Genomic DNA, 26,151 nt, shown 5'->3' with positions numbered 1-26,151 from the left:
GGGGCAGCAGTTTCGGGGATGTTGCTGGGTCGTCGCGGCTGGAGGCAGCAGTTTCGGGGATCTTGCTGCCTCCAGCGATCAGGCGCGGCGGCGGTGCGGTGGGGCGGTGTGGTGCGGCGGTGCGGTGCGGGGCGGCGCGGGCGGGGCGGGTCAGGTGGCGACGCGTTCGGCCAGCCAGGTGAGCAGGACTTCGGCCTGGGCCTGCTGGAACGCCCGGAGGGTGGGGATGCCCGGCGGCGCTGGCAGGCGCGCCCGGTCGGTGAAGAAGCCGGCTAGGCCGGCGTAGAGACCGGTCACCGCGTCCGGGTCGGCTGCGGCGGTGAGCGGAAGCCGACGGATCAGCGCCTCGGTGTCGTGCCCGCCCTGGAGGCGTACGTCGAGCAGCAGCATCGCGGTGTCCAGCCAGTTCGGGCCGCGCGCCGCCCAGGGCCAGTCGACCACTGTGACGCGGCCGGCCGGGTCGACGAGCAGGTTGTCCGCGCGGATATCCACGTGGCACAGGGTGTCGCCAGCCAGCGAGGCGAGGCCGTGGTCCGCCCAGGAGCAGAGGTCGTGGAGATGCGTCCGGGCCCAGGCGTTCAACTCCGGCGGCGGGTCGTCGACTATTCGCCGCCAGCCGGCGAATTCGTCGGCCAGCCGCTCGGCGATGGCCGGCACCTCCGCCACCGGGCTGGGCGTGAGCGCCGTCGACATCCGTTCCAGGGCGTCAAGCACCGCGTCGAGTTCCTCGGCGCGCCACGGGGTGACCGGGTGCCGCCCGTCGACGTCGGTGAGCACCAGTGCCACCCAGTGACCGTCGTCGTGGCAGCCGAGCATGCGGGGCGTCGGGGCGTATGCGGGCAGTGCGGCAGTGATCCGCGCCTCGGCCCGGTGCATGTCCGGGGTGTCCGGGTTCTGGGCCGGGCTGGCCGCCTTGACGAAGGCGCGCCGCCCGCTGGCGGTGCGTACCCGGTCGGCGGTGCCGGGGGAGTATCCGCCCGGCTGCGACACCGCTTCGATCACCCGGTCGCCGAGGATCTCCTCCACGGCGGATCGGACATCAGGGGGCAACTGGGCCCACCGTAGCCGATTCCGTGTCTGCGCCTGCATGTCGTGCACGCTGCCGGTCGGGCACCCGTACCGGCAACCCGTTTCCCGCCCGCCTGGGCACCCGGCCCACCGGCGAGGACTGTTCACCAGCGCAGCGGGGAAACGTCCGAGCGGACGCACCTGGGGAGGAGCGACGGATGACGCGTGCCGGACTGACCATCGGCGTGCTCGGCTCATACGGCGGGCGCAACCTGGGCGACGAGGCGATCCTCACCGGTCTGCTGACCGATCTGCGGCAGCAGGAGCCACACGCCCGGATCATCGTGTTCTCGCGGAATCCCGCACACACCGCGGTCGCCCATCCGGATGTGGAGGCGGTGCCGTGGGAGGGGGTCAGCCGGACCGACTCCGCTCTCGTACTGTCTCAACTCGACCTGCTCATCCTGGGCGGCGGCGGCATCCTCTACGACAAGGAGGCCCGCCGCTACCTGCGGGTGGTCCGGGTGGCGCAGGAGCGGGGTCTGCCCCTACTGACGTACGCCGTCGGCGTCGGGCCGCTCAACGAGATGGTGGACACCGGCATGGTCCGGGAGACGTTGGCCGGTGCCGTCCAGGTGACCGTACGCGACCAGGAGTCGCGGATGGTGCTGGAGGAGGCCGGCCTGCTCAATCCGATCACCGTGACCGGCGATCCGGCGTTCCTGCTGGAACCGGAGGACTTTCCCGCGCAGTTCCTCCGGGAGGAGGGCGTGCCGGCCGGCAAACGGCTGGTCGGCATGAGCGTGCGGGAGCCGGGCCGGGCAGCGGAGCGGCTGGACGTGGACGGATACCACCGGCTGCTGGCACAGATCGGTGACTTCCTGGTGCACCGGATCGACGCGCACGTGCTGTTCGTGCCGATGGAACGCGACGACATCCGGCACTCGCACGGGGTGCTGTCGCACATGATCGCCGCAGAGCGGGGGCGGATCCTGCACGGCACCTACTCACCGCAGCAGATCCTCGGGTTGATGCGTCACTTCGACCTGGCGGTCGGTATGCGCCTGCACTTCCTGATCTTCGCGGCGATGATGGGTACGCCGTTTCTGCCCCTGCCCTACGCCGGCAAGGTCTTTGACCTCGCCCAGCGACTGGGGGTGCCGGCGTTGCGGGGTGTGGAGCGTGAGGTGGAGGGCCCCCTGTTGGCCGAGGTGGACCAGTTGTGGGATGAGCGCGAGCAGCGGGCCGAGGTCACCGCCCAGCGGGTGGCGCGGGTGTGTGACGAGGCCAGAGGCACCTCCCAGGTCACCCGGGCGGTGCTGGAGAGCCTGCGTAACCGGTCGCTGGTCGAGGTCGGCGCCTGACCGGTGGCGGGGCCGGGTCAGACCGCCGGCCCCCGCCAGCAGTAGCGCCACTGCTGGCGGTCGGTGTCGACGGACTCCAACTCGTAGATCTCCGCTGCCGCCAGCCCTTGTGGCCCCAGGTGGTGGTGGGTCAGTGGGGGCCGGCCGTTCGGGTCCAGTTCGACGGTGACGTGCTCGCCGTCGGCCGTGCCGCCCACCAGTGGGATCTCAACCGTGGATGCCATGCGCCCATCCTGCCCCGGCCGTCGGTGACCCGCAGGGCGAAGCGGGATGATCCTGCCGTCAGCCGGACGCGTCGCACAGGGCGGCGTAGCGGTCAAGGTAGAGCGGCCATCCTCCGTCGTCGGCGACGCCGTCCCGGACGGACTCCCAGCCGGGGCCGTGCCGGTCGAGGTTGCGGTGTTCCAGTTCCACCCGGGTGCGGTGCGGGGTTTCGGCGACGAACCGCACCTCAACCTCGCTGGTGTTGTCGGGCTCGGTCTCGACCTGCCACTTGGGGTTGATGTCCCAGCTGAACACGACCCGATCCGGTGGGTCGTAGGCGAGCACCCGAGCCCAGCGGCACTCGGTGCCGTCGACGCCACGGTCGTAGATGTGGCCACCGACTCTCGGCTCGAACACGGTCTCGGCGATCGCGACGCCGAGCAGGTTGTGTTCCCGTGGCTTGAAGTCGCCGAAGCGTTCGGTGAACGTGGTGAACGCCCGTTCGATCGGCGCGTTCACGATGATCTGGCGGCGCACCACCACATCCGCTGCCTGGGTCATGAGTCCTCCTCGGTGGTCTGGTCGACGACGTCCTGGTAGCTGTCCAGCGCGCGGCGCCAGAACGTGTCGAGTTGGTCGCGTAGGGCGGCCACGCCGGCCGGGTTGAGCCGGTAGACCCGTCGGGTGCCGGCCTGCTGGTCGACGACCAGTCCGGCTTCCTTGAGCACCTTCAGGTGCTGGGAGACCGCGGGCCGGCTGATCGGTAGTTCCCGGGCGAGTTCGCCGACGGCACGTGGCTGTTCCGCCAGGCACGCGACGATGGCGCGACGGGTGGGGTCGCCGAGGGCGTCCCAGCCCTCGTCAGGTCGGTAAGTGGCCACGAACGGTAAGCTACGACTTACCAAAGCGCCTGTCAAGCACCACCCGGCAGCGGTACGCCCGATCGGTCAGTCGCGGGGGAGCAGCCCCGGCGGGTACTCCATGCCGTCGTGGGTGCAGGCCGCGGCGGCGACCCGGGACGCGTACCCGGCCGCCTCCAGCCAGGTCGCGCCGCGGGACCGGGCCGCGATGATCCCTGCCGCGAAGGCGTCCCCGGCGCCGTTGGTGTCGATCACCGGGCCGGGCGGGACGGCCGCCGGAACGCGATGGACGTCCCGGCCCAGGTACAGATCGGCACCGTCCGCGCCCCGGGTCACCAGCACCGGGCGCGGTGCCAGCGTGCCGGCCACGGCCGCCGCCCGGTCCCCGAGCGCCGCACCGCTGACCAGCACCAACTCGGCGACGTCGGCGAAGCGGCGGTGGTACGGGTTGTGCCCGTCCCAGTCGTGCAGGTCGGTCGAGGCGCCCACCCCCTCGCTGAGCACGTCACCGAGGTCGGGCAGCAACTCCCGCACCCATCCCATGATCGACAGATGCACGTGGGTGGCGTCCTCGATCAGCTCCGCCACCCGGGGCGCCGCGAACGGTGGCGGACCGTCCGAGGCCCGGGGGTCGTACAGCGACATCCGCCGCCCGCCGGGGTCGACCAGGTTCACCGACCGTCGGGTGCCGGCCGGGTCGTCGGCCAGGACCGCCCGCACGCCGGTACGGGCCAGCGCGGCTCGCACGACGGCACCGGCCGGATCCACGCCCACCGTGTCGACCACCGTCACCCGCAGCCCGAGCGCGTGCGCGGCGAGGACCACCCCGGCGCCGGTGTTGCCGACCCGCAACTCGATCGGATCGACGGTGACCGAGTCGACCACCGGCAACGGCAGCCGGGGCACCCGCACTCGCACATCGACGCCGAGGCCGCCGATCACCAGGAGGTCGCACATGGCGCCGACGCTAGCCGGTCGGCGCCGCCTATCCTGGCCCCGGGTCGCCGCCGGTGTGGCGCGAACCCGCCCGGTTCGAGGGGGAGTGCGTGCTGGTCGTCCATGGGATGTGGCTGCCCGGCCGGGGGCTGGCGGTCTGGGCCGAGGACAGCACCCTGCCACCGGCGGCCCCGCGCCGTCCCGGCCGGGCACCGCGAGCCCGCCCACACCCGTTCGCCGCCGGGCACGCCGAACTGGTCGCACTGCTGGCCGACGTCGCCGAACCGGACGACCTCGGCACCGCGCTGCTGCGCCTGCCCACCCGCGCCGGCTCGCCGCTGGATTCACCGGAACTGGTCCGCACCACCGTCGTGGCACCGGTCCGTGGTCCGGTCACCCTCGCCGGGTGGCAGGTTCCGGTGCTGGCGTACGCCCCGGACGCCGCGCTGTCGCTGCTGCGTACCGTCGAGAAGCTGGCCGCCGCACCCGGCGCGAGCCTGCGACACCTGGCCGAACTGGCCGATTTCGCCACCGACCTGGCCACCCGTGGCCGGGTCCTGCCCAGCCTCGCCGATCCGTTCGCGGCCACCGATCCGTTCTCGGCCACCGGGGCATCCGACGCCTGGGCGGTGTGGCGACCGCTGCTGACCGGCACGGACGCCGCCTGGGCCCGGTCGCTGGCGCTGGCCCTGCCCCCCGCCGCCCGGGCCGTGGTCGAGGCGGACCTGCCCGGGCTGGCGTCCGACGGCCGACCCGGGCCCGGCAGAGCGACCCGACCGGGTGCCGACCGTCGGCGAACGACGTCGACAGGTGGCCCTGCGGACGACCCGGGCCGACCGTCCGCGACTCAGCTGTCCGGGCGGGGGTCCGCGACCCGGGCGTCGGGCCGCGCCGACGCGTCGGCCGAGGTGCCCGGGCTGCTGGTCGCCGACGCGCTCGACGCGCTCACCGACGCGGCCGTGCGCGCCGCGCTGCCGCCGATGACGCTGTCCCGGGGGGTGCGACCGAACGGTGCCGTGACGGCCTGGCTGGGCGCGTTGACCGGACCGCAGCGCGGGTTCACCGCCGAGCCGGCGGCGCTGCGCACGCTCCGCTCCGAGCTGGACCAGTGGCAGCGCGACGCCGCCGGTGGCACGGTGCGGGCCAGCTTCCGGCTGGTCGAGCCGTCGGCCGACGAACTGACCGAACCGGTGACTGTGGTGCCGGCCGACCCCGATGCCGTGGTCGCCACCACCGGCCGCTGGCGGGTCGAGTTCGGACTGCGCGCCAACGACGAGCCGGGCCGGCACGTCGACGCCGGACAGGTGTGGCGCGGCGACGGCGAGACCGTGGCCGGTGACCATCCGCAGGAGATCCTGCTGGCCGAACTCGGCCGGGCCAGCCGACTGTGGCCGGAACTGGACGTGGCTCTGCGTACGGCCCGGCCGGAGGCGCTGGAGCTGGACACCGAGGGCGCGCACCGGTTCCTGCGCGAGGGCGCTCCGACGCTGCACGCGGCGGGCTTCACGGTGCTGCTGCCGTCGTGGTGGCGACGGCCCGCATCGCGGCTGGGCGCCCGGCTGCGGGCCAGCTCCCGCAGCGCGCCCGGCACGGTCACCGGCCCGGCCGACCGGGTGGGACTGGACGCCCTGGTCGACTACCGCTGGGAGCTGGCTCTCGGCGACGAGCCGTTGACCTCCGACGAGTTGACCCGGCTGGCGGAACTGAAGACCCCGCTGGTACGGCTGCGGGGGCGCTGGGTCGAGCTGGACCCGAAGCGACTCGCCGCCGGCCTGCGCCTGCTGCGGGCCAGCGGTGAGCTGACCGTGGCCGACCTGCTGCGGCTCGGTCTGTCCGATGCCGAGCAACCGGACGCGTTGCCGGTGCTCGAGGTGAGCGCCGACGGCGCGCTCGGTGACCTGCTCGCCGGGGCCGTGGACCGCCGGCTCGCCCCGCTGGACGAGCCGCCGTCGTTCCACGGCACGTTGCGGCCGTACCAGCGGCGAGGGCTGGCCTGGCTGGCGTTTCTCCAGTCGCTGGGGCTCGGTGGGGTGCTCGCCGACGACATGGGGCTGGGCAAGACGGTGCAGCTGCTGGCGCTGCTGGCCGCCGACCCGCCGCAGGCCGGTCCGACCCTGCTGATCTGCCCGATGTCGCTGGTGGGCAACTGGCAGCGGGAGGCCGCCCGGTTCACCCCGGACAAACGCGTACACGTGCATCACGGCGCGCAGCGGACTCGCGGCGCGGAGTTCACCGCCACCGTGCACGCCGCGGACCTGGTCCTCACCACGTATTCGGTGGCTGCCCGGGATGCCGCGGAGTTGGCCGGCGTCGACTGGCACCGGGTGGTCGTCGACGAGGCGCAGGCCATCAAGAACGCCGCCACCCGGCAGGCCGAGGCGGTACGCGCACTGCCCGCCCGGCACCGCATCGCGGTCACCGGCACCCCGGTGGAAAACCGGCTGGCGGACCTCTGGTCCATCATGCAGTTCGCCAACCCGGGCCTGCTCGGCCCGGCGGCGACGTTCCGCAAGCGGTTCGCCGAACCGATCGAACGGCACGGGGACACCGAGGCCGCCGAACGGCTGCGCCGAATCACCGGTCCGTTCGTGCTGCGCCGGCTCAAGACCGACTCGTCGATCATCACCGACCTGCCCGAGAAACTGGAGATGGAGGTCGTCTGCAACCTCACCGCCGAGCAGGCGGCGCTGTACCGGGTGGTCGTCGACGACATGCTCGCCCGGATCGCATCCAGCGACGGCATCGAGCGGCGCGGGCTGGTGCTGGCCACCATGACCCGGCTCAAGCAGGTCTGCAACCACCCCGCGCAGCTGCTCCGCGACGGCTCACCCCTGGACGGACGGTCGGGCAAGCTGGCCCGGCTGGAGGAGATCCTCGACGAGGTCCTCGCGGCGGGGGAGAAGGCCCTGCTGTTCACCCAGTACGCGGAGTTCGGCGGGATGCTGCGCGGGCACCTGTCGGCCCGGTTCGGCCGGGAGGTGCTCTTCCTGCACGGCGGGGTCGGTAAGGCCGACCGGGATGCGATGGTGACCCGCTTCCAGTCCGACGGCGGACCGGCGCTGTTCGTCCTCTCGCTCAAGGCCGGCGGCACCGGACTGACGCTTACCGCCGCCAATCACGTGGTGCACGTCGACCGGTGGTGGAACCCGGCGGTCGAGGACCAGGCCACCGACCGGGCGTTCCGGATCGGACAGCGGCGCCGGGTGCAGGTCCGTAAGTTCGTCTGCGCCGGCACGGTGGAGGAGAAGGTCGCTGCGTTGATCGCCGACAAGCGTGGCCTGGCCGCCTCGGTGGTCGGCACCGGCGAGCAGTGGGTGACCGAGCTGTCCACCGCTCAGCTACGGGAGTTGTTCACGCTGGAGGCGGGGGCGGTGGTCGAGTGAGGGCCGACGACGGCGGCAGGTTCGCCGACTACGGCCCGCCGCGCCGGGTCGACGGCGGTCTGCGGGCCCGCAGCACCCGGGGCGCGATCGGCGTCTCCTGGTGGTCCCGCCGATTTCTGGAGGTGCTGGAGTCGTTCGCGCTCGGCACCCGGCTGACCCGGGGCCGGTCGTACGCCCGCGCCGGGCAGGTGCTCCGCCTCGACGTCGCGCCAGGCGTGGTCACCGCGGTGGTGCAGGGCTCCCGGGCCCGGCCGTACCAGGTAAGCGTCGCACTGCCGCCCTTTCCGGCCCGGCTGTGGGCCCGGATCGAGGCGGAACTCGCCGCCCAGGCGTTCTTCAGCGCCCGGCTGCTCGCCGGCGACCTGCCGGCCGAGCTGGAGGAGCTGTTCGTCGCGGCCGAGGCGCCGCTGTTCCCGGCGGCGATCAGCGAACTGGACCAGCGGTGTTCGTGCCCGGACGTCGCAGTGCCCTGCAAACACCTCGCGGCGACGTTCTATCTGCTCGCCGAGGCGTTCGACGCGGACCCGTTCACCCTGCTGCACTGGCGTGGGCGCAGCCGAGCGAACCTGCTCGCGCGGCTACGGCAGCTGCGCGCCGGCGCATCGGCCACCGACGCCTCGACGAGCCGGCGGCCCGGCGGCGGCGAAGCGGCGGGGCGCGCCGACGAACCGGCGCGGCGGGACGTTCCGGCACCGACGAACCCGACCGGCCACAGTGCTACCTCGGCCCCGTCGGGCACCAGGGCGGCGGACACCGGCTGGCCCGGCGACCACGAGGTGACCATGCCCGCGGCCGGGGCCGTCCGGGCCCTGGCCGACCTGCCCGTCACGCCGCTGGCCGAGGCGGTCGACCGGTTCTGGTTGCCGCCCGTGCCGCTGCCGGACCGCCCGCCGAGCCTGACCGCCCGACCGGACCTGCTGCTGCGGCAACTGGGCGCGCCCGCGCCGGCCATCGGCGGGCCCGGACTCGTCGAACGTCTGCGCCACGCCTACCGCCAGCTCGGTGAGCAGTGAGCCACCACGACCCGCCCGGTCACAGCCAACGTTGACGGAACCGCCACATCAGCGCCGCGTTGGTCAACAGCACCACCGCGAAGATCGCCCCGGCCAGCCGGCCGGCGAGTACGGTGGTCGCCGGCAGCGCCGCCCAGAGCACGACGGTCAACAGCAGCAGCCAGCGGCCGTGACGGCCCCGGGCCCGATGGTCGAGCCGGGCGAAGAACGCCGGATCACTCTCCCGTAGGTGGCGGGTGATCTGCTCAAATCTGCGTTGATCCTCTTTGCTGAGCATGTGCCTTCCCCTCACGCGTTCAGCAACGGTGCGACGGAATACCCGCTGCGGAGAGGGCTCACGCGCTCTTCCTGTTGCTACTTTGGCGCCCACGGCTCGGGAGCGCGGCCGGGCGAGAGCTGAGCGACCCCTTATCCCAGCCTTAAATTTCTCCTGCGCGGCGGTGCGGTGCGGCGCGGGTTCCGGTTGGGGGATTGTCGCCCGCCGGGCAACGGCGGGCGAGCGAAGGCCCTGCTTGTGACGTGCGTACCCGATTGGCCGGTAACCGCCCGACGCCGGCTCGCGATGAGCGCCGCCTTAAGTGCCCCGGCCTGGGGCCGTCGACCGGCCTTGTCGTGTGTCGGCCCGGTGACTACCTTCCCGGGGCAAACCCTCAGCAGCAGGCGTCGCACCACGGCAGACCGGTCACGTCCAGGGTCCGACGCCCGGCAGGAATCGGAAACGGTGCATGGCCGATCAGCTCGACGAGTGCGGCGGCCGGGCGTGACGACCTACCCCCGCCCGTACGTCAGTCCCCGGCCGGCCCGGCCGGGGTCGGGCGCGTCCGCCCCACCGGCGGCCGTGCCACGGCGCGGCGCCAATGGCCGGCGGCTGCTGGTCGTGCTGTTCCTGGGCGGTCTGGTGGCCAGCGTGCTGCCATGGTGGCGGGACACCCCGGCCGGCTCGTTGACCGGCGCCACCGCGATGACCACCGCCGCCGGGCAGATCACCGGGCTGGTCGCCGGCTACCTGCTGCTGGTCCAGGTGCTGATGATGAGCCGCCTGCCGGTGCTCGAACGGTGGGCCGGCGGCGAGCGGATCGCCCGCTGGCACCGCGACGTCGCCGCCACGCTGCTGGTCGCGGTGCTCGCCCACACGGCGCTGATCCTGGTCGGCTACGCCGGGCTGGAAGGTCGCTCGCTGCTCGGCCAGGCCGGCGTGATGCTGCGCGAGTACCAGGACATGGTCTCCGCGTTCGCTGCTGCCGGCCTGCTGGTGCTGGTCGGGTTGGTAAGCGTACGGGCGGTACGCCGGGTGCTGCCGTACGAGCTGTGGCACGCCACCCACCTGGCCGCGTACGCCGTGCTGCTGCTCGGCTTCGCCCACCAGTTCAGCAACGGCAGCCAGCTGTTCCGGCCCGGCCCGGCGCGTACCGGATGGATCGCCCTGTACGTGCTGGTGGTCGCCGCGTGGCTGTGGGGTCGGGTGATCAACCCGCTGCGGTTCAACCTGCGGCACCGGCTACGGGTCAGTGACGTGGTCACCGAAAGCCCCGACGCCGTCTCGCTCTACCTGACCGGGTCGGGCCTCGACCGGCTGGAGCTGCTGGGTGGGCAGTTCTTCCGCTGGCGTTTCCTGACCCGGGGCTGCTGGTGGCAGTCGCACCCGTTCTCGGTCTCCGCCGCCGCGAACGACCGCTGGCTGCGGCTGACCGTCAAGGTGGTCGGTCGGCACACCCAGGATCTGCGCAACCTCGATCCAGGCGTACGGGTCTGGGCGGTCGGCCCGTCAGGCACCTGCACGGCGGCCCACCGCACCCGCGAGCGCGCGCTGCTGATCGCCGCCGGCAGCGGCATCACCCCGCTGCGGGCGATGCTGGAGGAACTGCCGCCCGGTGCCGCGCTGATCTACCGGGCCCGTACCCCGGCCGACGTGTTGTTGCAGGAAGAGTTGGACTGGCTGGTCCGTAACCGCGGTCTGCGAGTCTGGTACGTCGTCGGCTCCCGCAACGACCCGGTCCCACGGCAGGTGATGACCCCGGACGGGCTGCGCCAGCTGGTGCCGGACGTGGCTCGTCGCGACGTCTACCTGTGTGGCCCACCCGGGCTGGTCGAGCAGTATCGCCAGGTGCTTCGCCAGGCCGGCGTCCGCCGCCGTCAGATTCACCTCGCCACCTTCGAACTCTGAGAGGGCCCACCGCATGCGTCGCGCGCTCCTCGCGATCACCGGCCTGGCCGCCAGTACCACCGCGCTGGTGGTGTTCAAGGCCGCACCGGGCACCGGTCAACCCGCCCAGGAGGCACCCACCGCCGCCGAGGGGCCGGCACCAGCAGCCGGCTCGGACGAGACGACGCTGCGGGTCAGCACCGCGCCGGAATCGACGCGCAGCGCCTCCGGCGCGAGCCGGTCCGGTTCGAGCGGCGCACCGGGTACCCCCGCCGCGTCCCGGACCGGCACCGCCGCCGCGCCGCCCACCGCCAGCACGCTCGTCGGGCCGGTGGTGAGCAACGAGTTCGGCGACGTGCAGGTCCGCATCACGGTGGTCGGCGACCGGATCGTCAACGCGGCGGCGCAGCGGCTGCCGCGCGGAACGGCCCAGTCCGACCAGCGCAGCGACCAGGTCGACAGCCGGTACAGCGGCGCGGTGGGGATGGTGGTGGAACGGCAGAGCGCCGACCTGGACACCATCTCGGGCGCGACCGCGACCAGCGACGCCTACCAGCGGTCCTTGCAGGCCGCGATCGACCAGAGTCGGTGAGGGTGGACACCTTGATCCGACCCGGGCTGCGTCGGGTCGAACACGTGATGGGTACCCCGGTCAGTCTCGACATCGCCGACGACCGGTCCACGGTCGAGCTGGCCGCGCTGGCCGACGGGGTGTTCGCCTGGCTGCGCGAGGTGGACGCGAGGTTCAGCACGTACCGGCCGGACAGCGAGGTGTGCCGCTTCGACCGGGGCGAGCTGCTGCTATCCGAGGCGTCGGCCGACCTGCGCCGGGTGCTGGAACGCTGCGCCGACCTGTGGGGCGCCACCGACGGCTTCTTCGACGCGTACGCCACCGGGCGGCTGGACCCGTCCGGGTACGTCAAGGGCTGGGCGGTCCAGGTGGCCTCGGACCGGTTGCGCGCGGCGGGTGTCGACAACCACTGCCTGAACGCCGGTGGTGACGTCCGGGTGCGGGGCCGCTCCTCGACCGGGCTGCCGTGGCGGATCGGTGTGCGGCACCCGTGGAACCCGTCGGCGGTCTGTCTGGCGCTCACTGGGACAGACCTGGCGGTCGCCACCTCGGGTGTCTACGAACGTGGCCCTCACGTGCAGGATCCCCGGCGGGGCGCGCCGGCTAGGGGGCTGCGCTCGGTGACCGTGGTCGGGCACGACCTCGGACTGGCTGACGCGTACGCCACCGCGGCGGTGGCCATGGGCGTGGCCGGGATCGGATGGCTGGATCGGCTGCCCGCGCACCAGCACGTGGTGGTCACCGACGACGCGCGCTGCCTGCACTCCACCAACCTGCCCCTGTCGGCCTAGCCCGACCGACCTCCCCGCCCCGCAGCACCCGGGGGTGTAACCCGTTCCGGTCAGGGCCAGCGGGCTGGGCGGTGGGTGATAGCTGGGCGGGACCCGGTCGGCCGGGGACGGCCGGGCCGGGCGCCCGGGGGACGGGTGGCCGCCCATCGGCGGCCGGGTCGGTGTCGCCGGGGCGGCTCTGCTCCGCCCGGATGGTGTCTGGTGTCGCCGGTGGACATCGCATCCCCGCTCCCGGCGCAGGCGCGCCGTCGAAGGATCCAACGAGCGCCGGTCGGTTCGGGTCTCGCTGCCGGTGCCAGGGAGCGCGGCGAAGGTCGCGCCGGAGCCGGTCTGGCGGAGGCCGGCGACGCGTCGCACCGCGCGCCCGGTCAGCGGCTGCGGCGAGGCAGCGGCAGATGGCCGGGTACCAGTGCCGGGGTCAGCGTCACGCCGGTCGCACGCAGCGCCTCCACCAGCGTGTTCTGCACCAGGTAGGCATCCGGCAGCTGCCAGCGGGCCTGCTCCGGTGCGACTGCCCAGCGGACCTGGCCCTCGGGCAGCCGGGTCGGTGGCGCCGGAACCCAGGAGCCGCGACCGTGCAGCACCACGTCGAAACACTGCTCCAGTTCCGGTCGCAGTGGGTCGCCCGGCCGGACCAGGAACATCCAGCGCCCCGTCGGGGTGACCAGCACCGGTCCGCGTACCCCCGGACCGACCGGGTGGACGCGCACCGCATCCAGGACCAGCCGGCCCAGGTGTGCGGGAACCTCCAGCACGTCGAAGGAGCGGCCGGTGGGCAGCAGTACGCCGTGTGGCCGGGACCGCCACCAGGTGGCCACTCGCGCCGGATCGGTGCTTGCCGCGTGCTCCCAGTCCTCCAGGGCGGGATGGCAGCCGACGGTCGGGCAGCCGGCCCGACCGCAGACGAAGCGGCTCCGCGCCAGGCAGGCGCCCGGGGTGATCGCCCAGCCGTGCAGGGCGTAGCGCACGGCGATCCGGCGCAGCCGTACCCGTTCCAACGGCGACAGACGCGCCACGTGCGGTGCGACATTCCCCCACATTGGTGCCATCTCCCCTCGCCGCGCCTGACCGGCGTCAGCTCCTACGTCGAGACCCGTCACTGCCGTAGCCCGTCATCGTTTTGTTTGACAAAGTGGCCGATGCAACTTGCACGAAAGTTACGAGGCTCGGCCAGAAGGCTGACGCACCTCCTGTGCGACCAGCGGAAACCAGGGATCCGGACGGATCGCCGCGCCCACGGAACGGCCCCCGGCCCCCGGCCAGGGCTCCAGCAAAGGGAGGACTGGGGAGATGGACGAGCTACCCATCGGGCGGCGGGTGGCCTACTGGCGCGGCCGGCGAAAAATGTCGCAGCAGGTTTTCGCCGACCGGTTGGGCAAGTCGAAGAGCTGGGTCGACAAGATCGAGCGGGGCGTGCGGCGGCTGGACAAGTTCTCCGTGCTCTACGAGATCGCCGACATCCTCCAGATGGACGTGCAGCTGCTGCTCGGCAAGGATCCGGAACGCCGCACCGACGCGCTCAACTGCATCGACCAGTTCGAGGTCGAGGAGATCCGGGCCGCGCTGGAGCGGTACGACTCGATCAGCGCGTACTTCGACGCGGCGCCGAGCCCACCGCCGCTGGCCGACATGGGCAAGGCGGTCACCCACGCCTGGCTGACCTACCAGTACGGCCGCTACGGGATGCTCACCCGGGCCCTGCCGAAGCTGCTCCGCGACGCCCAGGCGGCCGACGCCGCGTACGGTGGTGACCAGGCCCAGCGTGCCGCCCACCTGCTCGGGCAGGTCTACCAGCTCGCCTCCTCGGTGCTGCGCAAACTCGGCGAGTGCGATCTCTCCTGGCTTGCCGCCGACCGTTCCATCGCCGTCGCGCAACGCGCCGACGACCAACTGCTCGCCGGGGTCGCCACCACCCGGGTCTGCAACGCGCTGGTGGCGATGGGCCGGCCCCGGCCGGCGCTTGAGCTGAACGTGCGGATCGCCAACCAACTCGCCCCGGGCGGCGGCAACGACAGTCGTCCCGAGCGCCTCTCCGTCTACGGGATGCTGCTGCTCCAGGGTGCGATGGCCGCCTCCCGCATCGGTGACAGCGCCACCGTGGAGGATCTGCTCGACGGAGCCCACGCGGCGGCCGTCGAGCTCGGCGGCGACCACAACCACTACTGGACCTCGTTCGGGCCGACAAATGTGGAGCTGCACCGGGCGGCGGCCGCCGTCGAGCTGGGCGACGGCGGGCGGGCCGTCGAGGTGCACCGCCAGAAGATCCAGCCCGCGCCGTTCGATGCGATGCTGCCCGAACGCCGGGCACATCACCTGCTCGACCTGGCCCGGGGCTTCGCGCTGATCGGCGACGTGGCCAACGCCGGGGAGATGCTGCTACGCGGCGACCGTCTGGCACCGTCCGAGATCCGCTGCCGCCCGATCGCCCACGAGGTGATGTCGGACGTCCTTCGTCGCACACGTGGTGCGCCGCCTTCTCCGATCGCAGAGTTGGCTGAGCACATGGGAGTAGGAGTATGACCTCGGAGCCGGCATGACCGGTTCGCACCGCCACGACGGGCACCGCCAGGTGCTCTACATCATCGCCTGTGGCTCGCCACTGGCCCGAGACGTGGGCCGGCTCGTCGACCTGGCCCAGCAGGACGGCTGGGACGTCTGCGTGATCACCACGCCCGACGGTGCCAAGTTCGTCGATCGCACCGCACTGGCCCGTCAGACCGGTCACCCGGTACGCACGCACTACAAGAACCCGGGCGACCCGGACGTGCTGCCCACCGCCGATGCCATGATCGTCTGCCCGGCCACGGTCAACACCGTGAACAAGTGGGTGGCCGGCATCGCGGACACCCTCGCCCTGGGGCTGCTGGTGGAGGCCCAGGGCCGGGGGATACCGCTGGTGGCCGTGCCGTACACCAACGCGGCGATGGCCGCCCACCCCGCCTTCCGGGCGGGCCTCGCCCGGCTCTCCGAATGGGGGGTGGGGGTGCTCTTCGGTGATGACGTCTACCCCCTGCATCCGCCGGGGACGGGGGAGCGGCACCAGCACGCCTTCCCGTGGGCGCTACCGCTGACCGCCGTGCGGGACCGCCTCTGCCGGACCGGTTGACCGGCAGCCCCACAGTTGACGACGCCGGTCGGGCCCGGGTGACAGCTCGCTACCGGCCACCACAGAGTTCACGGCCCGGCCGCGGCGAGGTCCGCGGCCGGGTGACGTCCGGTAGACGTGCTGACGCCGGTAAGCTCACCGGCCGTGAGCACAACCGCAGCCTTGCCGACCGTCGCCGACGTGGTGGCCGAGGTGGCGCGGCACTACCCGCCGGCCTGGGCCGAGGAGTGGGATCGGGTCGGCCTGGTGCTCGGTGAGCCGTCCGCCCCCGTACGCCGGGTCCTCTGCGTCGTGGACGTGGTTCCCGAGACGGTCGCGGAGGCGCTCGACGCGGGCGTCGACATGATCATCGCCCATCATCCGCTGCTGCTGCGCGGGGTGTCGTCGGTGGCGCCGACGACCTACAAGGGCCGCATCGTCCACCAGCTGATCAAGGCCGATGTCGCGCTGTACGTCGCACACACAAACGCCGACGTGGCCGTGCCGGGCGTGTCCGACGCGCTCGCCGCCCGGTTCGGTCTGCTCGACCTGCGTCCGCTGAAACCGGCGGGCCCGGGCACCCCCGCCGAGGGGGAGGGGCGCGGCGCCGGCCGGATCGGCCGCCTGCCGCAGCCGCTGACCCTGGCCGAGCTGGCCCGCCGGGCCGCCGCCGTACTACCGGCCACCGCCGCCGGGGTACGCGCCGCGGGCGATCCGGAGCGCCTGGTGCGTACCCTGGCGGTCTGCGGTGGTGCCGGGGACAGCTTCCTGGCCGACGCCACCGCCGCCGGGGTGGATGCCTACCTCACCTCGGACCTGCGCCACCACCCGGCCGGCGAGCACCTCGCCACCGGAGGGCCGGCGTTGCTCGACGCCACCCACTGGGCCACCGAACGGCCGTGGTTGGACGACCTCGCGGCGCTGCTACGGGCCGCGCCCGGCGTCGAGACCCTGGTGTCCGACCTGGACACCGACCCGTGGACCGTGCACGCCGCCTCACCGCACCCGGACGAACGCGCGCCGGACGAACCCGCAGCGGACGACAAGGAGCCCGACCGTGAAGGCTGACCCCCAGGTCCAGCGCCGCCTGCTCGATCTCCAGGCGATCGACACCGCCCTCGCCCAGCTCGCCCACCGGCGTCGGTCGTTGCCCGAACGGGCCGAGCTGGAGGCCCTCGCCCGGGAGTTGTCCGCCCTGGAGGACGAGCGGGTCCGCGCCCAGGTCGCCGTCAACGACCTGGACCGCGACATCGCCCGGCTGGAAAAGGACGTGGACCAGGTCCGGGCGCGCAAGACCAAGGACGAGGACCGGCTGGCCGCCGGCACCGGCCCGGCCCGTGAGTTGGAGGCGCTCCAGCACGAGCTGGCCTCCCTCAACCGCCGGCAGAGCGACCTGGAGGACGCCGAGCTGGAGCTGATGGAGCAGCGGGAGACCGCCCAGTCGGTGCTGGACGGGGTGGAACAGCGACTGACCGAGGTGCGGGAACGGCGGGCCGCCACCGAGCAGCGGCGCGACGACAGCCTCGCCGAGATCGGTCGCGAGGAGGAGTTCAAGCGCTCCGCCCGCCAGCCCCTCGCGAACGACCTGCCCGCCGACCTGGTGCAGCTCTACGACCGGATCCGCACCGACACCGGCCTCGGCGCCGCGCTGCTGACCGCCGGTCGCTGCGGCGGATGCCGGCTGGAGCTCTCCGGCGCCGACCTGGCCCGGATCCGCAAGGCCGAACCCGACGACGTGGTCCGCTGCGAAGAGTGCCGCCGGATCATGGTCCGCACCAACGAGTCCGGGCTGTAACCGTGGCCGCGCGTACGGTCCTCGTCGAGGCCGACGGCGGATCCCGGGGCAACCCCGGGCCGGCCGGGTACGGTGCGGTGCTCCGCGACCCGGCCACCGGCGAGGTGCTGGCCGAGCGGAGCGAGGCGATCGGCACCGCCACCAACAACGTCGCCGAGTACCGGGGACTGATCGCCGGCCTGGCCGCCGCCGCCGAACTCGGTGCCGACGAGGTCGAGGTCCGGATGGACTCCAAGCTGGTCGTCGAGCAGATGTGCGGCCGCTGGCAGATCAAGCACCCCGGTCTGCGCCCGTTGGCCGCCGAGGCCGCCCAACTGGTCGGCCGGTTCACCGCCGTACGGTTCAGCTGGATCCCCCGGGACCGCAACACCCACGCCGACGCCCTCGCCAACGCCGCGATGGACGCCGCAGCCGCGTCCGGCGTCGCCACGCCGACCGTCGAGCCACCCCGCGTGGTCGAGCCGCAGCGTCGCCTCGGTGGCCCGGAGCCGGCCGGCGGCGGCGCAGCCGAGGTCGCTGCCCGGGCCGAGTCACCGGGTGCCGACCTGACCAGCGCGCCGGTGTCCTGGGAGCCCCGGCCCAGCTTCACCGCCACCCGGCTCGTCCTGGTCCGGCACGGCGAGACCGAGTACACCGAGCAGGGCCGCTACTCCGGTCGCGGTGACATCCCGCTCAGCAGCAAGGGCCAGGCCCAGGTGCGGGCCACGGCCGCGCGGGTGGCCGCGCTCGCGCCGAACACCGTCGCGGTGGTCAGCTCACCGCTGTCTCGGTGCATCGCAACCGCCGAGGCGATCGCCGCCGCCGTCGGCGACCTGCCGGTACGCCGCGACGACGAACTCATCGAATGCGACTTCGGCGCCTGGGAGGGACGCACCTTCGCCGAGGTCCGCGAGGGCTGGGCCGGCGAACTCGACGCCTGGCTCGCCTCCACCCGGGTCGCCCCGCCGGACGGCGAGTCGTTCGCCGCGGTCGCTGAACGGTGCGACCGGGCGGTGCGACGGCTGCTCGACGCGTACCCCGGTCAGACCGTCGTGGTGGTCTCGCACGTCTCGCCGATCAAGCTGATGTTGCGCGACGCGCTCGCCGCCACCGACTCCTTCCTGCACCGCCTCTATCTCGACGCGGCCGGCGTCTCGGTGCTGGACCGCTGGCCCGACGGCGGCGTCGCCGTCCGCTCGGTGAACGAAACCGCCCACCTCGCTGACCTCTGACCCGCCACCCGGCCCCGTCTCGCCGCTCTCGCACTCTGGTCGCCTGACCTCCGATTCGCGGAGCCACCGTGGGCACCATCGGCGGTTCAGAAGAGGGCGCGCCAGAGCAGGTAGCCGCCGATGACGGTGCCGAAGCTGACGATGATCGTCTTCAGCACCACCGAGGGGAGCCGGCGGACCAGGCGGGCACCGAGGTACCCGCCGACAAGCGTGGCTGGGGCTACCACCGCGACCCCGGCCCAGTTCACCGGACCGGCGATGGCGAAGACGACCACCGTGGTCAGACCGATCACGGCGGACAGCAGATTCTTGATCGCGCTCACCCGGGCCAGCGTCGCGTCCAGCACCAGGGCCAGCCCGGCGACCAGCATCACCCCGACGGCGGCACCGAAGTAACCCCCGTACACCGCGGCCAGCGCCACCACCACCTGAACCGTCACGGCCCGGCGGCGGGGCGTCAGGTCACGCGGGTGGCCGACCAGGCGGCGCAGCGGATCCTGGAACGCCAGCAGCGCGGTCGCCCCCAGCACCAGGAAGGGCACGACCAGCTCGAACGCCCGCGCGGGGGTGACCAGCAGCAGCCCGGCACCGGCCAACGCGCCGACCACCGTGGTGGGCACCAACGCGGCCAGCAACCGCGACCGAGGTAGATCCACCCGGCTGCCCGCCACAGCGGCGAGATATCCGGGAGCGACCGACAGCGAGTTGGTGACGTTCGCCGGCACCGGCGGCAACCCGATCGCGAGCAACGCCGGAAACGTGATAAGCGAACCACCGCCGGCCACCGCGTTGACCGTACCCGCGGCGAGTCCGGCGGCGAGCAGTAACGCGGCTTCGGCGAGTTCCATGATCCGCAGGCTAGCGGTCCGGAACCTGCGCCGGTTGCCCCTCCCCGGCTACTCGCCGACCGGGCCGCCGGCCAGCTCGCTCACGATGTCGAGGTGACCGAGGTGGCGCGCGTACTCCTGCACCAGGTGAAACATGATCCGCTCCAGCGACGCCGGATCCGCGCCCTCCCACCGCGGCCCCGGCACCCCGCGGGCGGCCAGGTCGGTGCCCTCGACCACCGCCCGGGTGTGAGCGCCCTGAGCCCGCAGCGCGGCCGTCAGCTCCGCGAAGCTCTCCTCCGGCGCGACGTACCACCTGTCGTCTCGCTGGTCGCCCCACGGGTCCGCGACGTCGCGCCCCTGGAATCCCCACTCGATCCAGCGAAGCTCCACGTGGCGCAGGTGCTTGAGCAACTCCAGCGGGGTCCAGCCGGACGGCAGCCGGCTGCCCCGCCGCTCCTCCTCGGTCAGCCCGGCGGCCTTCGCCAGCACGCCCTCCCGGAAATAATCGAGGTAGCGCAGGAACACCTCGGCCCGCCCGTCGGCCGGCGCGGTCGGTTCAGGGAACGGCGGCATCGTCACCGCGCCATTATCCGCCCGCCTGCCCTACGCCCCCTGCCCCCACGGCGCTGCCGCCTCCGAGCCACCTCCGAGTGCCCCCGGTGATCGCGATCCGTGACAGCGAATGCGGTCGACACGCCGGCCCGGAACCACCTCCACTGCCACGGATCGCCACTTGTCCGCATGACCCGCGTGAGCCTCGTGCCCGCCGGCACCTGACACAGGGGCGCAATAGTCGCGGACCCGGTGTCGTTAGGATGGGTACGCGACGGACGAGTCGACCGGGCGGTCGCGTCGGTGGGCTGCGGCCCGCCGCCGAGGAACGTCCGGACTCCACAGGGCAGGGTGGTTGCTAACGGCAACCCGGGGTGACCCGCGGGACAGTGCCACAGAAAACAGACCGCCGGCCCCATCGGGGACGGTAAGGGTGAAACGGTGGGGTAAGAGCCCACCAGCATCCCGGGTGACCGGGATGGCTCGGTAAACCCCACCCGGAGCAAGGCCAAGAAAGGGCTGCCATCGCAGGATGACGCCCGCGCAGACGCTTGAGGGCGGCCCGCCCGATGTCTGCGGGTAGGCCGCACGAGCCTGTCGGCAACGGCAGGCCGAGATGGATGGCCGCCGCCGGCACGCACGCAGGTGCGCGCCGCGCACAGAATCCGGCGTACAGGTCGACTCGTCCGTCGCCCACCAGGTCGCAGTCTTGATCGAGGCGGCGACCTGGTTCTGTGTTCGGTCATCGATTGGCGTTGCGCTCCACAGGGGGTGTACGACCAGCGGCGCGCTGCCAGGGAACGCCCTAGGCTGGCAGCCATGCCGGCGGAGCGTGAAGTGATCGACCTGGATGAGCACGACCGGCAGTCGAAGACGACGGGCAGCGTGGTTTCCGACGGCCTCCTGACCAGACGGAAGTTGGGTGTCGGGCTCATCGCTGCCTTCGTGGTCGGCGGGGTGCTTGGTGGCTTGGGCGTGAGCGAGCTGCGGGACTCGCGGGAGGAACGGGAGCGACGCGCTTCGGTCGCGCTCGTGGCGGTCCCCGTGTCGATCACTGGCGAGGGTTCGGACGTCTCGGGTGTTCTTCAGATGGATGGGCAGCTGGCGGTGACCAACGCTGGGCAGGCGCCGATCACTGTTCGTACGGCGGCCGGGCAGGGACCGGGTGCCCAGGTCCGTGACACCGGCGAGTCTCAGGTGCTGGGCCCGGGTGATACCGGCCTGATCGATGTCGAACTGCGCTTCGAATGCGCGACCGCGTTCGAGAGCAGCATCCTGCCGATGCGATTCTCGGTCGAGACCGATGATCGCCAGGTCAGAGAGATCGACTATCCCGTGGCCCTGGTGGGCAGTGTCTGGCACGCCAGGGCTGAGCAGCCGTGCGCGCGCACATCCGTGGGCTGAAGAGGGCGCGGCTGATCCGTGACGGCATCCCGCGACCCGGAGCCAACCGGGACGCTGCGGGCGGTGGGACCGGTGCCGGGCAACTCACGTGCCGGGTGGAAACCATTGTCGAGACGATGCGGGCAGCAGCAAGCCGACAACGGCAGCGAAGGCCAGCATCCGCAACACCGACAGTGGGTGGATGTCGGGGAGTTCCACAAGGCCGTACGCGATATTGAAGGCGGCGAAGCCGGCTGTCAGGATCTGGGCACGCCCGACCTGGCGCCACAAGCCGTACGCGAAGGCCAAGGAGAGAAGGATCAGTCCCACGGCGAAGATGGTCGTCCTCGGCGCGGTGGCCCCGGGCGCGGTGCTCGTCTTGACCTGGGCGGCCTGGATGACCATGCCCAGCATAAAAATGATCGCGGCGGCGACGACCGGGACGGGAGCCCGCCGTCGATCCTGATCGATCATCGGCACATGGTAGGTGTGGTCTGCTCGGGTCGACCAGATGTGATCGACGGATCGAGCGGCGCAGGCGACGGCCGGCGGACGGGGCGCCGGTGGCGGGTCGCGGGGCAGCGGGGACGGGTGGGCTGCCGCTAGGGTCCGGGTATGGAGGCTCCGCCCGACCACGTGCTCACGGCGATGATGGCGAGCACCGGCGACGAACGCGTCGTGCTCGATGCGTTTCTCGATTTTCATCGCGCGGTGGTGCTGGGGAAGCTGCGGGGCATCTCCGACGCTGAGGCTGCCCGGCGACTGGTGCCGTCGGCGACCACCCTCGCCGGCCTGGTGAAGCACCTGACGCTTGTGGAGCGGAACTGGTTCCGCTGTCTGCTCGCGCCCGGCCCGGGGGACGTCTATCTCACCTCGGAGGAGGACGCGACGGCCAGCTTCGCGTTGGCCGAGGGTGACACCGTCGAGCGGTTGTCGGCGGCGTACGAGGCGGAGTGTGCCAGGTCGCGGGAGGTGGCGGCCCGCTTCGACCTCGACCATGTGGTGCCCCACCCGCAGCTCGGGGAGGTTTCGTTGCGCTGGATCATGGTGCACCTGATCGAGGAGACGGCCCGGCACGCCGGCCACGCCGACATTCTCCGCGAACTGACCGACGGCTCGACGGGCGCCACCTGACCGACGTTCACCGCGGCTCGCGGATCAGGCGGGTTCGAGGAGTTTGGCGAGACGTTCGGCCACCGGTGGGGCGTGCAGGTGCAGGCGGGCCACGTTTATCGCGTCGGCACCGACCACCGAGAGCAGCGCGTGTGAGCCGACGGCGTACACGGAGAAGTAGCCGGCCTGGTTGCGGACGGTGGACTGACGGAATTCGCCCTGGCCGAGGCGGAGGCTGACCTGCCGGCCGAGGCCGAAGGTCGCCGCCGCCATCGCGGCCAGGTCGTCCGGGTCCAGAGTGTCGGGCACGTCGTGCGCGATGAGCAGGCCGTCGACTCCGCCGAGGACACTTCCCTGCACCCCGGGGATCTGGAGGCGCAGCTCGTGCAGTTCGGTGCCGATCGCCGGGTACGGCAGCGACGGGTCACCCGCCAGCGACGGTGGGAGCCGCACCGGTGGCGGAAGGTCCGGCTGCTTGGCGGTACGACGGGGGAGGAGGGTGTCGCCGCTGCTCACAGTTCCAGCTGCTCCTCGATGGTGCGCAGCTGGTGCCGGGCGAGCGCCAGGTTGGACCGGGCCTTGCTGAGCATCAGGTAGAGGAACAACCCCTTGCCGTTGGGACCGTTCAGCGGCCGGATGATGTGGTACTGGCCGCCGAGGGTGATGAGCATGTCCTCGATGTCGTCGTTGAGCTTGAGCATCTCGATGGTGCGCATCTTGGCGCGTACCACGTCGGTGTTGCCAGCGGCGGCGACGGTGAGGTCGATCTCCGGAGTACCACCGGCGACGCCGAGGGTCATCCCGCTGGTGTAGTCGACGAGCGCGGCGCCGATGGCCCCGTCGATCGTCATGGCGTCCTTCAGGGCGGTGTCGAGGTTTGCCACGTGCCTCTCCAGGTTCTGCTGACGAGCTGTAGGTGCGCACCGGTACGCGGTCGTGCCGGGGTGAACAAATCTCGGATGAGACTGGCACATGCCACCTCCCATCCGCATCTTGTGCAGCGCGAACGGGCTGAGCGGGCCACGTTGGGTGACCACCGGGACGGCCGAGAATCGCCGCAGCGGCTGATGCCACACGAACGAATTCGTCTGCTACCTGCGGGGATGCTTCCCGATCCAGTTGAGGAGCCGGGCCGCGCACTGCACGAGACGACGGTCCGTTCAGGCGGGTGCGTCGGCGAGGTCGGCGAGCACACGTCGCTGGAAGGCGCGAGCGGCCGCCCCGGTCGGTGGCGGACCGCCGTCGCGAGCGGCGATCGACCGCTCGACAAGTTCGGTGGTGTCGGCGTCGACAAGCGGTCCGGCCTCCTCCAACAGCCGCCGGCCGGCAGCCACCTTGGGCAGCCACGTCCCGGTGCGCAGGCGTACCAAGGAACGGCAGGCACCGAGCACGGCGTCCTCCGCTCCGGGGGCGGGCACCTCCCCGGCGGGTATCGATCGCGCCAACCACCAGCGCAGCGCGTCCAGGACCAGTCGACGCAGATCGTCGGGGGCCAAATCGGCGAAGGCATCGGCGGCGGGCGGACCGAGCAGCGCCCGCCCGCTCTGGTGCAGGATGCTGCGGTCGAGGCCGTACCAGAAAAGGCCGTCCGCGCTCGGGCGCTCCGCCGGGCCGTACGACACCCGGAAGTCCATCCGGGCGCCGGTGTTCAGCTCGACCTCGAAACCCGGCTCCGGTGTGCCGGACCGCGCCACCTTCTGCTGGTACACGACAAGTTCCAGGCCGCGCGCCGGGCAGGGCAGCGCCTCGTGCCGCAGCCGGGCCACCAACTCCCCGGCGACCCCGTGGTCGAGCGGTCCGGCGCAGATCAGCGCCACGTCCACGTCGCTGCGTCCGGGTTGGTACGCGGCCAGACCCACCGAGCCCGCCGCGTACGCCCCGCCCAACTCGGCACCGAGCACCTCGCCGGCGACCGCGACCAGGTCGGTCAGGTACCGCCGCAGCGGTTCAGGAGTACTCCAGCTCACCGGGCTCGCCCCACTGCGTTCCGGCGGGCAGGAAGAAGGCGGAGGTCTCCCCGCCGAGGGCGTGCCGGATGACCAGCCGCGCGTGCTCGTCGAGGTCGGGCAGCCGTCCCGGCGGGAACCACCGCACGTCCAGCGACTCGTCGTCGTTGACGCGTGCCTCGCCGCCCAGGAACCGGCAGTGGAAACCGAGATTCAGGTACTCGCAACGGTCGCCGTTCGGGTACGTGTGCGGGTGCGACACGGCACTGCTCAGTCGCAGCGGTTCGACCGCCAGGCCGGTCTCCTCCAGCACCTCGCGCACGACCGCGGTGGCGGGCTGCTCACCCGGCTCGACGAAGCCGCTCACCACCGACCAGCGACCGTCGTCGGCCCGTTGGGCGAGCAGTAGCTCACTCGCGTCGTTGCGGACGATCGCGCTTACGCTGGGTAGCCAGAGTAGGTCGTGGCCGACGTGCTTGCGCATCCGCAGGATGTAGTCCGGTACGCCCATCCGGTGACCTTAGCCAATCCGCGGATCCACCCCCGCACCCGGGCTGGCGGCGACGATTTTCGCAGTTCAGGCCCGCAGGCCAGGGAGCACGTCTACTGTGGAAGGGCCCGGTGACTTGCTGTGTTCCGGTGGCGGTCGGTCGTTTCCCGGTGCACAGTGATGCCATGAGCGACAGCGGACGCGGACGTTACTACTGGTGTACGCGACACCACCGGGTCGAGTCCGGTGCCGACGTGTGCCCCGCGCGGCACGTTCTCGGCCCGTACGACTCGGCCGCCGACGCGGAGAACGCCCTGCAACAGGTGCGGGAACGCAACGAGGCGTGGGAGGCCGAGGATGCTCGCTGGACCGGGGAGGACAGGTAGACGGCGCGGGACGCCTCCCGCGCCGAGGCTCTGCGTGCGTCGCGAGGGCGGCAGCACGTCCCCATGAAGGGAACCGAGATGGCCGAAGCGCAACAGGCCACCCGCCCGGCCGCGAAGCGTACGCCCGCGAGGAAGACCGCCGCGACGGAACGCACCGCGGGCCTCGCCCGTACCCCGTCGACCCGCCGCGCGTCCGGCACCGCGCCGGCTGCCCGTAAGGCGACCGGCGGCGCAGCGCCTGCCGGCAGGTCGGCCACGCTGGCGCGGAAGACCGCCGCAGCCAAGAAGGCGGCCCCCGCGAAGAAGACGGTGTCGGCGAAGGCCGCGCCGAGCAAGGCACCCGCCGCGAGGACCAGCTCGGCGTCGACGCGGACGGCCACCGGCCCGCGCACGACCACATCCGCAGCGAAGCGGGCGGCCGCGAAGAAGGCGACCTCCACACGGAGCACGGCGGCCAAGGCACCCGCGAAGAAGGCGGCCCCGGCCCGCAAGACGGCACCCGCGAAGAAGGCCACGTCCGCGCGGGCCACGGCGACGAAGGCGCCCGCGAAGAAGGCCACCTCCGCGCGGAAAGCGGCCCCGACGCGCAAGACCGCGCCCGCGAAGAAAGCGACCTCCGCGCGGAAGGCGGCCCCGGCCCGCAAGACCGCGCCCGCGAAGAAGGCGACGGGTACGCGGAGCACGTCGGCCGCGCGCAAGGCACCGGCGAAGACCGCGACGTCGACGGTGAAGAAGGCGGCAGCGCGGAAGACGGCGGCGAAGGCTCCGGCGAGAAAGGCCGCGGCGAAGAAGGCACCCGCGAAGACGGTGGCCGCCAAGAAGGCACCGGCTCGGAAGAGTACGACGGTGGCCACCCGGACAGCGGCGAAGAAGACGTCCGCGTCGAGGGCTCCCGCGTCGACGTCGGCAGCGAAGAAGGCCCCTGCGAAGAGGACTTCCGCGAAGAAGGCGCCTGCGGCGAAGAGAGCGCCCGCGAAGAAGGCATCCACGTCGAGGGCGGCAGCGAAGAAGACGCCTGCGAAGACCGCCGCCGCCCGGAGCACCGGGCGTGCCGCGTCCGGCGGGCGGACCGGCGCCACGCGCAGGA

28 protein-coding genes and 1 other RNA gene are annotated in these 26,151 nt (G+C 72.5%); 14 read left to right on the top strand and 15 right to left on the bottom strand.

Annotated features, from left to right (window positions below; translation table 11 throughout):
• Positions 1–150: 150 nt before the first annotated feature.
• Entirely contained in the window at positions 151–1,089 is a 939-nt protein-coding gene (locus ACN26Z_RS23965; protein WP_421463497.1) for a phosphotransferase, read from the bottom strand.
• A gap of 137 nt (positions 1,090–1,226) precedes the next feature.
• Between ACN26Z_RS23965 and ACN26Z_RS23960 the strand changes: the two genes are divergently transcribed.
• A complete protein-coding gene (locus tag ACN26Z_RS23960) occupies positions 1,227–2,372 on the top strand; it encodes a polysaccharide pyruvyl transferase family protein (RefSeq protein ID WP_093401295.1) in 1,146 nt (381 codons plus the stop codon).
• Between the two features lie 17 nt (positions 2,373–2,389).
• Here ACN26Z_RS23960 and ACN26Z_RS23955 read toward each other — a convergent pair whose 3' ends face one another.
• The 4 genes from ACN26Z_RS23955 to ACN26Z_RS23940 all read right to left on the bottom strand — a co-directional run bounded on the left by ACN26Z_RS23955 (position 2,390) and on the right by ACN26Z_RS23940 (position 4,393).
• On the bottom strand, positions 2,390–2,596 hold the full coding sequence (locus ACN26Z_RS23955; RefSeq protein WP_093401294.1) for a hypothetical protein: 207 nt from the start codon (positions 2,594–2,596) through the stop codon (positions 2,390–2,392).
• A gap of 58 nt (positions 2,597–2,654) precedes the next feature.
• Positions 2,655–3,137 carry an SRPBCC family protein gene (locus tag ACN26Z_RS23950; protein ID WP_282237298.1) on the bottom strand — a complete coding sequence of 161 codons (483 nt, stop codon included), beginning with the start codon at positions 3,135–3,137 and terminating at the stop codon, positions 2,655–2,657.
• Positions 3,134–3,457, bottom strand: a complete 324-nt coding sequence (locus ACN26Z_RS23945; protein ID WP_421463496.1) for an ArsR/SmtB family transcription factor — start codon at positions 3,455–3,457, stop codon at positions 3,134–3,136. The genes ACN26Z_RS23950 and ACN26Z_RS23945 overlap by 4 nt, the downstream gene beginning before the upstream one ends.
• A 66-nt stretch (positions 3,458–3,523) precedes the next feature.
• The gene (locus ACN26Z_RS23940) at positions 3,524–4,393 is read right to left on the bottom strand and encodes a carbohydrate kinase family protein (RefSeq protein ID WP_093401291.1); all 870 of its coding nucleotides are present in this window, start codon (positions 4,391–4,393) and stop codon (positions 3,524–3,526) included.
• Between the two features lie 89 nt (positions 4,394–4,482).
• Between ACN26Z_RS23940 and ACN26Z_RS23935 the strand changes: the two genes are divergently transcribed.
• Positions 4,483–7,755 (top strand): SNF2-related protein, encoded by a 3,273-nt coding sequence (locus tag ACN26Z_RS23935; RefSeq protein ID WP_421463495.1) that lies wholly within the window; start codon positions 4,483–4,485, stop codon positions 7,753–7,755.
• On the top strand, positions 7,752–8,768 hold the full coding sequence (locus tag ACN26Z_RS23930; RefSeq protein WP_421463494.1) for an SWIM zinc finger family protein: 1,017 nt from the start codon (positions 7,752–7,754) through the stop codon (positions 8,766–8,768). The genes ACN26Z_RS23935 and ACN26Z_RS23930 overlap by 4 nt, the downstream gene beginning before the upstream one ends.
• A gap of 19 nt (positions 8,769–8,787) precedes the next feature.
• Here ACN26Z_RS23930 and ACN26Z_RS23925 read toward each other — a convergent pair whose 3' ends face one another.
• Positions 8,788–9,045: a DUF3040 domain-containing protein gene (locus tag ACN26Z_RS23925; protein ID WP_093401288.1), complete on the bottom strand. Its 258-nt coding sequence runs from the start codon at positions 9,043–9,045 to the stop codon at positions 8,788–8,790.
• A 483-nt stretch (positions 9,046–9,528) separates the two neighbouring features.
• On the opposite strand from ACN26Z_RS23925, the gene ACN26Z_RS23920 reads away from it, so the two are divergent.
• From ACN26Z_RS23920 to ACN26Z_RS23910, 3 genes are read left to right on the top strand one after another with little or no spacing between them, the layout of a single operon-like run.
• Positions 9,529–10,932 carry a ferredoxin reductase family protein gene (locus ACN26Z_RS23920; RefSeq protein WP_093401584.1) on the top strand — a complete coding sequence of 468 codons (1,404 nt, stop codon included), beginning with the start codon at positions 9,529–9,531 and terminating at the stop codon, positions 10,930–10,932.
• 13 nt (positions 10,933–10,945) lie between these two features.
• A complete protein-coding gene (locus ACN26Z_RS23915; protein WP_421463493.1) occupies positions 10,946–11,503 on the top strand; it encodes an FMN-binding protein in 558 nt (185 codons plus the stop codon).
• Between the two features lie 47 nt (positions 11,504–11,550).
• Positions 11,551–12,273 (top strand): FAD:protein FMN transferase, encoded by a 723-nt coding sequence (locus ACN26Z_RS23910; protein WP_421464707.1) that lies wholly within the window; start codon positions 11,551–11,553, stop codon positions 12,271–12,273.
• A gap of 368 nt (positions 12,274–12,641) precedes the next feature.
• On the opposite strand, the gene ACN26Z_RS23905 is transcribed toward ACN26Z_RS23910, so the two are convergent.
• Complete coding sequence (locus ACN26Z_RS23905) at positions 12,642–13,322, bottom strand: bifunctional DNA primase/polymerase (RefSeq protein WP_170863261.1); 681 nt, start codon at positions 13,320–13,322, stop codon at positions 12,642–12,644.
• A gap of 241 nt (positions 13,323–13,563) precedes the next feature.
• On the opposite strand from ACN26Z_RS23905, the gene ACN26Z_RS23900 reads away from it, so the two are divergent.
• From ACN26Z_RS23900 to ACN26Z_RS23880, 5 genes are all read left to right on the top strand, one after another.
• Positions 13,564–14,793 (top strand): helix-turn-helix domain-containing protein, encoded by a 1,230-nt coding sequence (locus tag ACN26Z_RS23900; protein ID WP_421463492.1) that lies wholly within the window; start codon positions 13,564–13,566, stop codon positions 14,791–14,793.
• A 13-nt stretch (positions 14,794–14,806) separates the two neighbouring features.
• Positions 14,807–15,379, top strand: coding sequence for a flavoprotein (locus tag ACN26Z_RS23895; protein WP_093401284.1), 573 nt, complete (start codon positions 14,807–14,809; stop codon positions 15,377–15,379).
• A 144-nt stretch (positions 15,380–15,523) separates the two neighbouring features.
• Positions 15,524–16,426: a Nif3-like dinuclear metal center hexameric protein gene (locus ACN26Z_RS23890; RefSeq protein ID WP_421463491.1), complete on the top strand. Its 903-nt coding sequence runs from the start codon at positions 15,524–15,526 to the stop codon at positions 16,424–16,426.
• Entirely contained in the window at positions 16,416–17,153 is a 738-nt protein-coding gene (locus ACN26Z_RS23885; protein ID WP_421463490.1) for a zinc ribbon domain-containing protein, read from the top strand. The genes ACN26Z_RS23890 and ACN26Z_RS23885 overlap by 11 nt, the downstream gene beginning before the upstream one ends.
• Before the next feature lie 2 nt (positions 17,154–17,155).
• Complete coding sequence (locus ACN26Z_RS23880; RefSeq protein WP_421463489.1) at positions 17,156–18,364, top strand: bifunctional RNase H/acid phosphatase; 1,209 nt, start codon at positions 17,156–17,158, stop codon at positions 18,362–18,364.
• Between the two features lie 86 nt (positions 18,365–18,450).
• Here ACN26Z_RS23880 and ACN26Z_RS23875 read toward each other — a convergent pair whose 3' ends face one another.
• Complete coding sequence (locus tag ACN26Z_RS23875) at positions 18,451–19,212, bottom strand: sulfite exporter TauE/SafE family protein (protein ID WP_282237307.1); 762 nt, start codon at positions 19,210–19,212, stop codon at positions 18,451–18,453.
• 48 nt (positions 19,213–19,260) lie between these two features.
• Positions 19,261–19,767, bottom strand: a complete 507-nt coding sequence (locus tag ACN26Z_RS23870) for a DinB family protein (RefSeq protein WP_421464706.1) — start codon at positions 19,765–19,767, stop codon at positions 19,261–19,263.
• A gap of 258 nt (positions 19,768–20,025) precedes the next feature.
• Between ACN26Z_RS23870 and rnpB the strand changes: the two genes are divergently transcribed.
• Positions 20,026–20,435: RNase P RNA component class A (gene rnpB, locus ACN26Z_RS23865), an RNA gene on the top strand.
• Between the two features lie 130 nt (positions 20,436–20,565).
• Positions 20,566–21,150: a hypothetical protein gene (locus ACN26Z_RS23860; protein WP_421463488.1), complete on the top strand. Its 585-nt coding sequence runs from the start codon at positions 20,566–20,568 to the stop codon at positions 21,148–21,150.
• An 84-nt stretch (positions 21,151–21,234) separates the two neighbouring features.
• Here the strand turns inward: ACN26Z_RS23860 and ACN26Z_RS23855 are convergent, their stop codons facing one another.
• Entirely contained in the window at positions 21,235–21,603 is a 369-nt protein-coding gene (locus ACN26Z_RS23855; protein ID WP_421463487.1) for a hypothetical protein, read from the bottom strand.
• Between the two features lie 174 nt (positions 21,604–21,777).
• On the opposite strand from ACN26Z_RS23855, the gene ACN26Z_RS23850 reads away from it, so the two are divergent.
• On the top strand, positions 21,778–22,263 hold the full coding sequence (locus ACN26Z_RS23850) for a DinB family protein (RefSeq protein ID WP_282240737.1): 486 nt from the start codon (positions 21,778–21,780) through the stop codon (positions 22,261–22,263).
• A 24-nt stretch (positions 22,264–22,287) separates the two neighbouring features.
• On the opposite strand, the gene ACN26Z_RS23845 is transcribed toward ACN26Z_RS23850, so the two are convergent.
• The 5 genes from ACN26Z_RS23845 to ACN26Z_RS23825 all read right to left on the bottom strand — a co-directional run bounded on the left by ACN26Z_RS23845 (position 22,288) and on the right by ACN26Z_RS23825 (position 26,143).
• Positions 22,288–22,758 carry a roadblock/LC7 domain-containing protein gene (locus ACN26Z_RS23845; protein WP_282237324.1) on the bottom strand — a complete coding sequence of 157 codons (471 nt, stop codon included), beginning with the start codon at positions 22,756–22,758 and terminating at the stop codon, positions 22,288–22,290.
• Complete coding sequence (locus ACN26Z_RS23840) at positions 22,755–23,126, bottom strand: hypothetical protein (protein ID WP_282237325.1); 372 nt, start codon at positions 23,124–23,126, stop codon at positions 22,755–22,757. The genes ACN26Z_RS23845 and ACN26Z_RS23840 overlap by 4 nt, the downstream gene beginning before the upstream one ends.
• Before the next feature lie 276 nt (positions 23,127–23,402).
• The gene (locus tag ACN26Z_RS23835) at positions 23,403–24,209 is read right to left on the bottom strand and encodes a nucleotidyltransferase domain-containing protein (protein ID WP_421463486.1); all 807 of its coding nucleotides are present in this window, start codon (positions 24,207–24,209) and stop codon (positions 23,403–23,405) included.
• A complete protein-coding gene (locus tag ACN26Z_RS23830; RefSeq protein ID WP_093401271.1) occupies positions 24,190–24,699 on the bottom strand; it encodes an NUDIX hydrolase in 510 nt (169 codons plus the stop codon). Before ACN26Z_RS23830 ends, ACN26Z_RS23835 begins: the two co-directional genes overlap by 20 nt.
• 190 nt (positions 24,700–24,889) lie before the next feature.
• Positions 24,890–26,143 (bottom strand): hypothetical protein, encoded by a 1,254-nt coding sequence (locus ACN26Z_RS23825; protein WP_421463485.1) that lies wholly within the window; start codon positions 26,141–26,143, stop codon positions 24,890–24,892.
• Positions 26,144–26,151: the final 8 nt, after the last annotated feature.

Origin of the sequence: Verrucosispora sp. WMMD703, from assembly GCF_049178935.1 — a bacterium.
GTDB lineage: Bacteria > Actinomycetota > Actinomycetes > Mycobacteriales > Micromonosporaceae > Micromonospora > Micromonospora sediminimaris.
The sequence above is the reverse complement of the archived record's forward strand: the minus strand, read 5'-3'. Positions and strand labels throughout refer to the sequence as shown.

What these genes read in the sequence shown, in the direction of transcription:
- ACN26Z_RS23965 (WP_421463497.1), bottom strand. Translation starts at nt 1,089, where the DNA reads ATGCAGGCGCAGACACGGAATCGGCTACGGTGGGCCCAGTTGCCCCCT.
- ACN26Z_RS23960 (WP_093401295.1), top strand. Translation starts at nt 1,227, where the DNA reads ATGACGCGTGCCGGACTGACCATCGGCGTGCTCGGCTCATACGGCGGG.
- ACN26Z_RS23955 (WP_093401294.1), bottom strand. Translation starts at nt 2,596, where the DNA reads ATGGCATCCACGGTTGAGATCCCACTGGTGGGCGGCACGGCCGACGGC.
- ACN26Z_RS23950 (WP_282237298.1), bottom strand. Translation starts at nt 3,137, where the DNA reads ATGACCCAGGCAGCGGATGTGGTGGTGCGCCGCCAGATCATCGTGAAC.
- ACN26Z_RS23940 (WP_093401291.1), bottom strand. Translation starts at nt 4,393, where the DNA reads ATGTGCGACCTCCTGGTGATCGGCGGCCTCGGCGTCGATGTGCGAGTG.
- ACN26Z_RS23925 (WP_093401288.1), bottom strand. Translation starts at nt 9,045, where the DNA reads ATGCTCAGCAAAGAGGATCAACGCAGATTTGAGCAGATCACCCGCCAC.
- ACN26Z_RS23915 (WP_421463493.1), top strand. Translation starts at nt 10,946, where the DNA reads ATGCGTCGCGCGCTCCTCGCGATCACCGGCCTGGCCGCCAGTACCACC.
- ACN26Z_RS23910 (WP_421464707.1), top strand. Translation starts at nt 11,551, where the DNA reads ATGGGTACCCCGGTCAGTCTCGACATCGCCGACGACCGGTCCACGGTC.
- ACN26Z_RS23905 (WP_170863261.1), bottom strand. Translation starts at nt 13,322, where the DNA reads ATGGCACCAATGTGGGGGAATGTCGCACCGCACGTGGCGCGTCTGTCG.
- ACN26Z_RS23900 (WP_421463492.1), top strand. Translation starts at nt 13,564, where the DNA reads ATGGACGAGCTACCCATCGGGCGGCGGGTGGCCTACTGGCGCGGCCGG.
- ACN26Z_RS23895 (WP_093401284.1), top strand. Translation starts at nt 14,807, where the DNA reads ATGACCGGTTCGCACCGCCACGACGGGCACCGCCAGGTGCTCTACATC.
- ACN26Z_RS23875 (WP_282237307.1), bottom strand. Translation starts at nt 19,212, where the DNA reads ATGGAACTCGCCGAAGCCGCGTTACTGCTCGCCGCCGGACTCGCCGCG.
- ACN26Z_RS23870 (WP_421464706.1), bottom strand. Translation starts at nt 19,767, where the DNA reads ATGCCGCCGTTCCCTGAACCGACCGCGCCGGCCGACGGGCGGGCCGAG.
- ACN26Z_RS23860 (WP_421463488.1), top strand. Translation starts at nt 20,566, where the DNA reads ATGCCGGCGGAGCGTGAAGTGATCGACCTGGATGAGCACGACCGGCAG.
- ACN26Z_RS23855 (WP_421463487.1), bottom strand. Translation starts at nt 21,603, where the DNA reads ATGATCGATCAGGATCGACGGCGGGCTCCCGTCCCGGTCGTCGCCGCC.
- ACN26Z_RS23850 (WP_282240737.1), top strand. Translation starts at nt 21,778, where the DNA reads ATGATGGCGAGCACCGGCGACGAACGCGTCGTGCTCGATGCGTTTCTC.
- ACN26Z_RS23830 (WP_093401271.1), bottom strand. Translation starts at nt 24,699, where the DNA reads ATGGGCGTACCGGACTACATCCTGCGGATGCGCAAGCACGTCGGCCAC.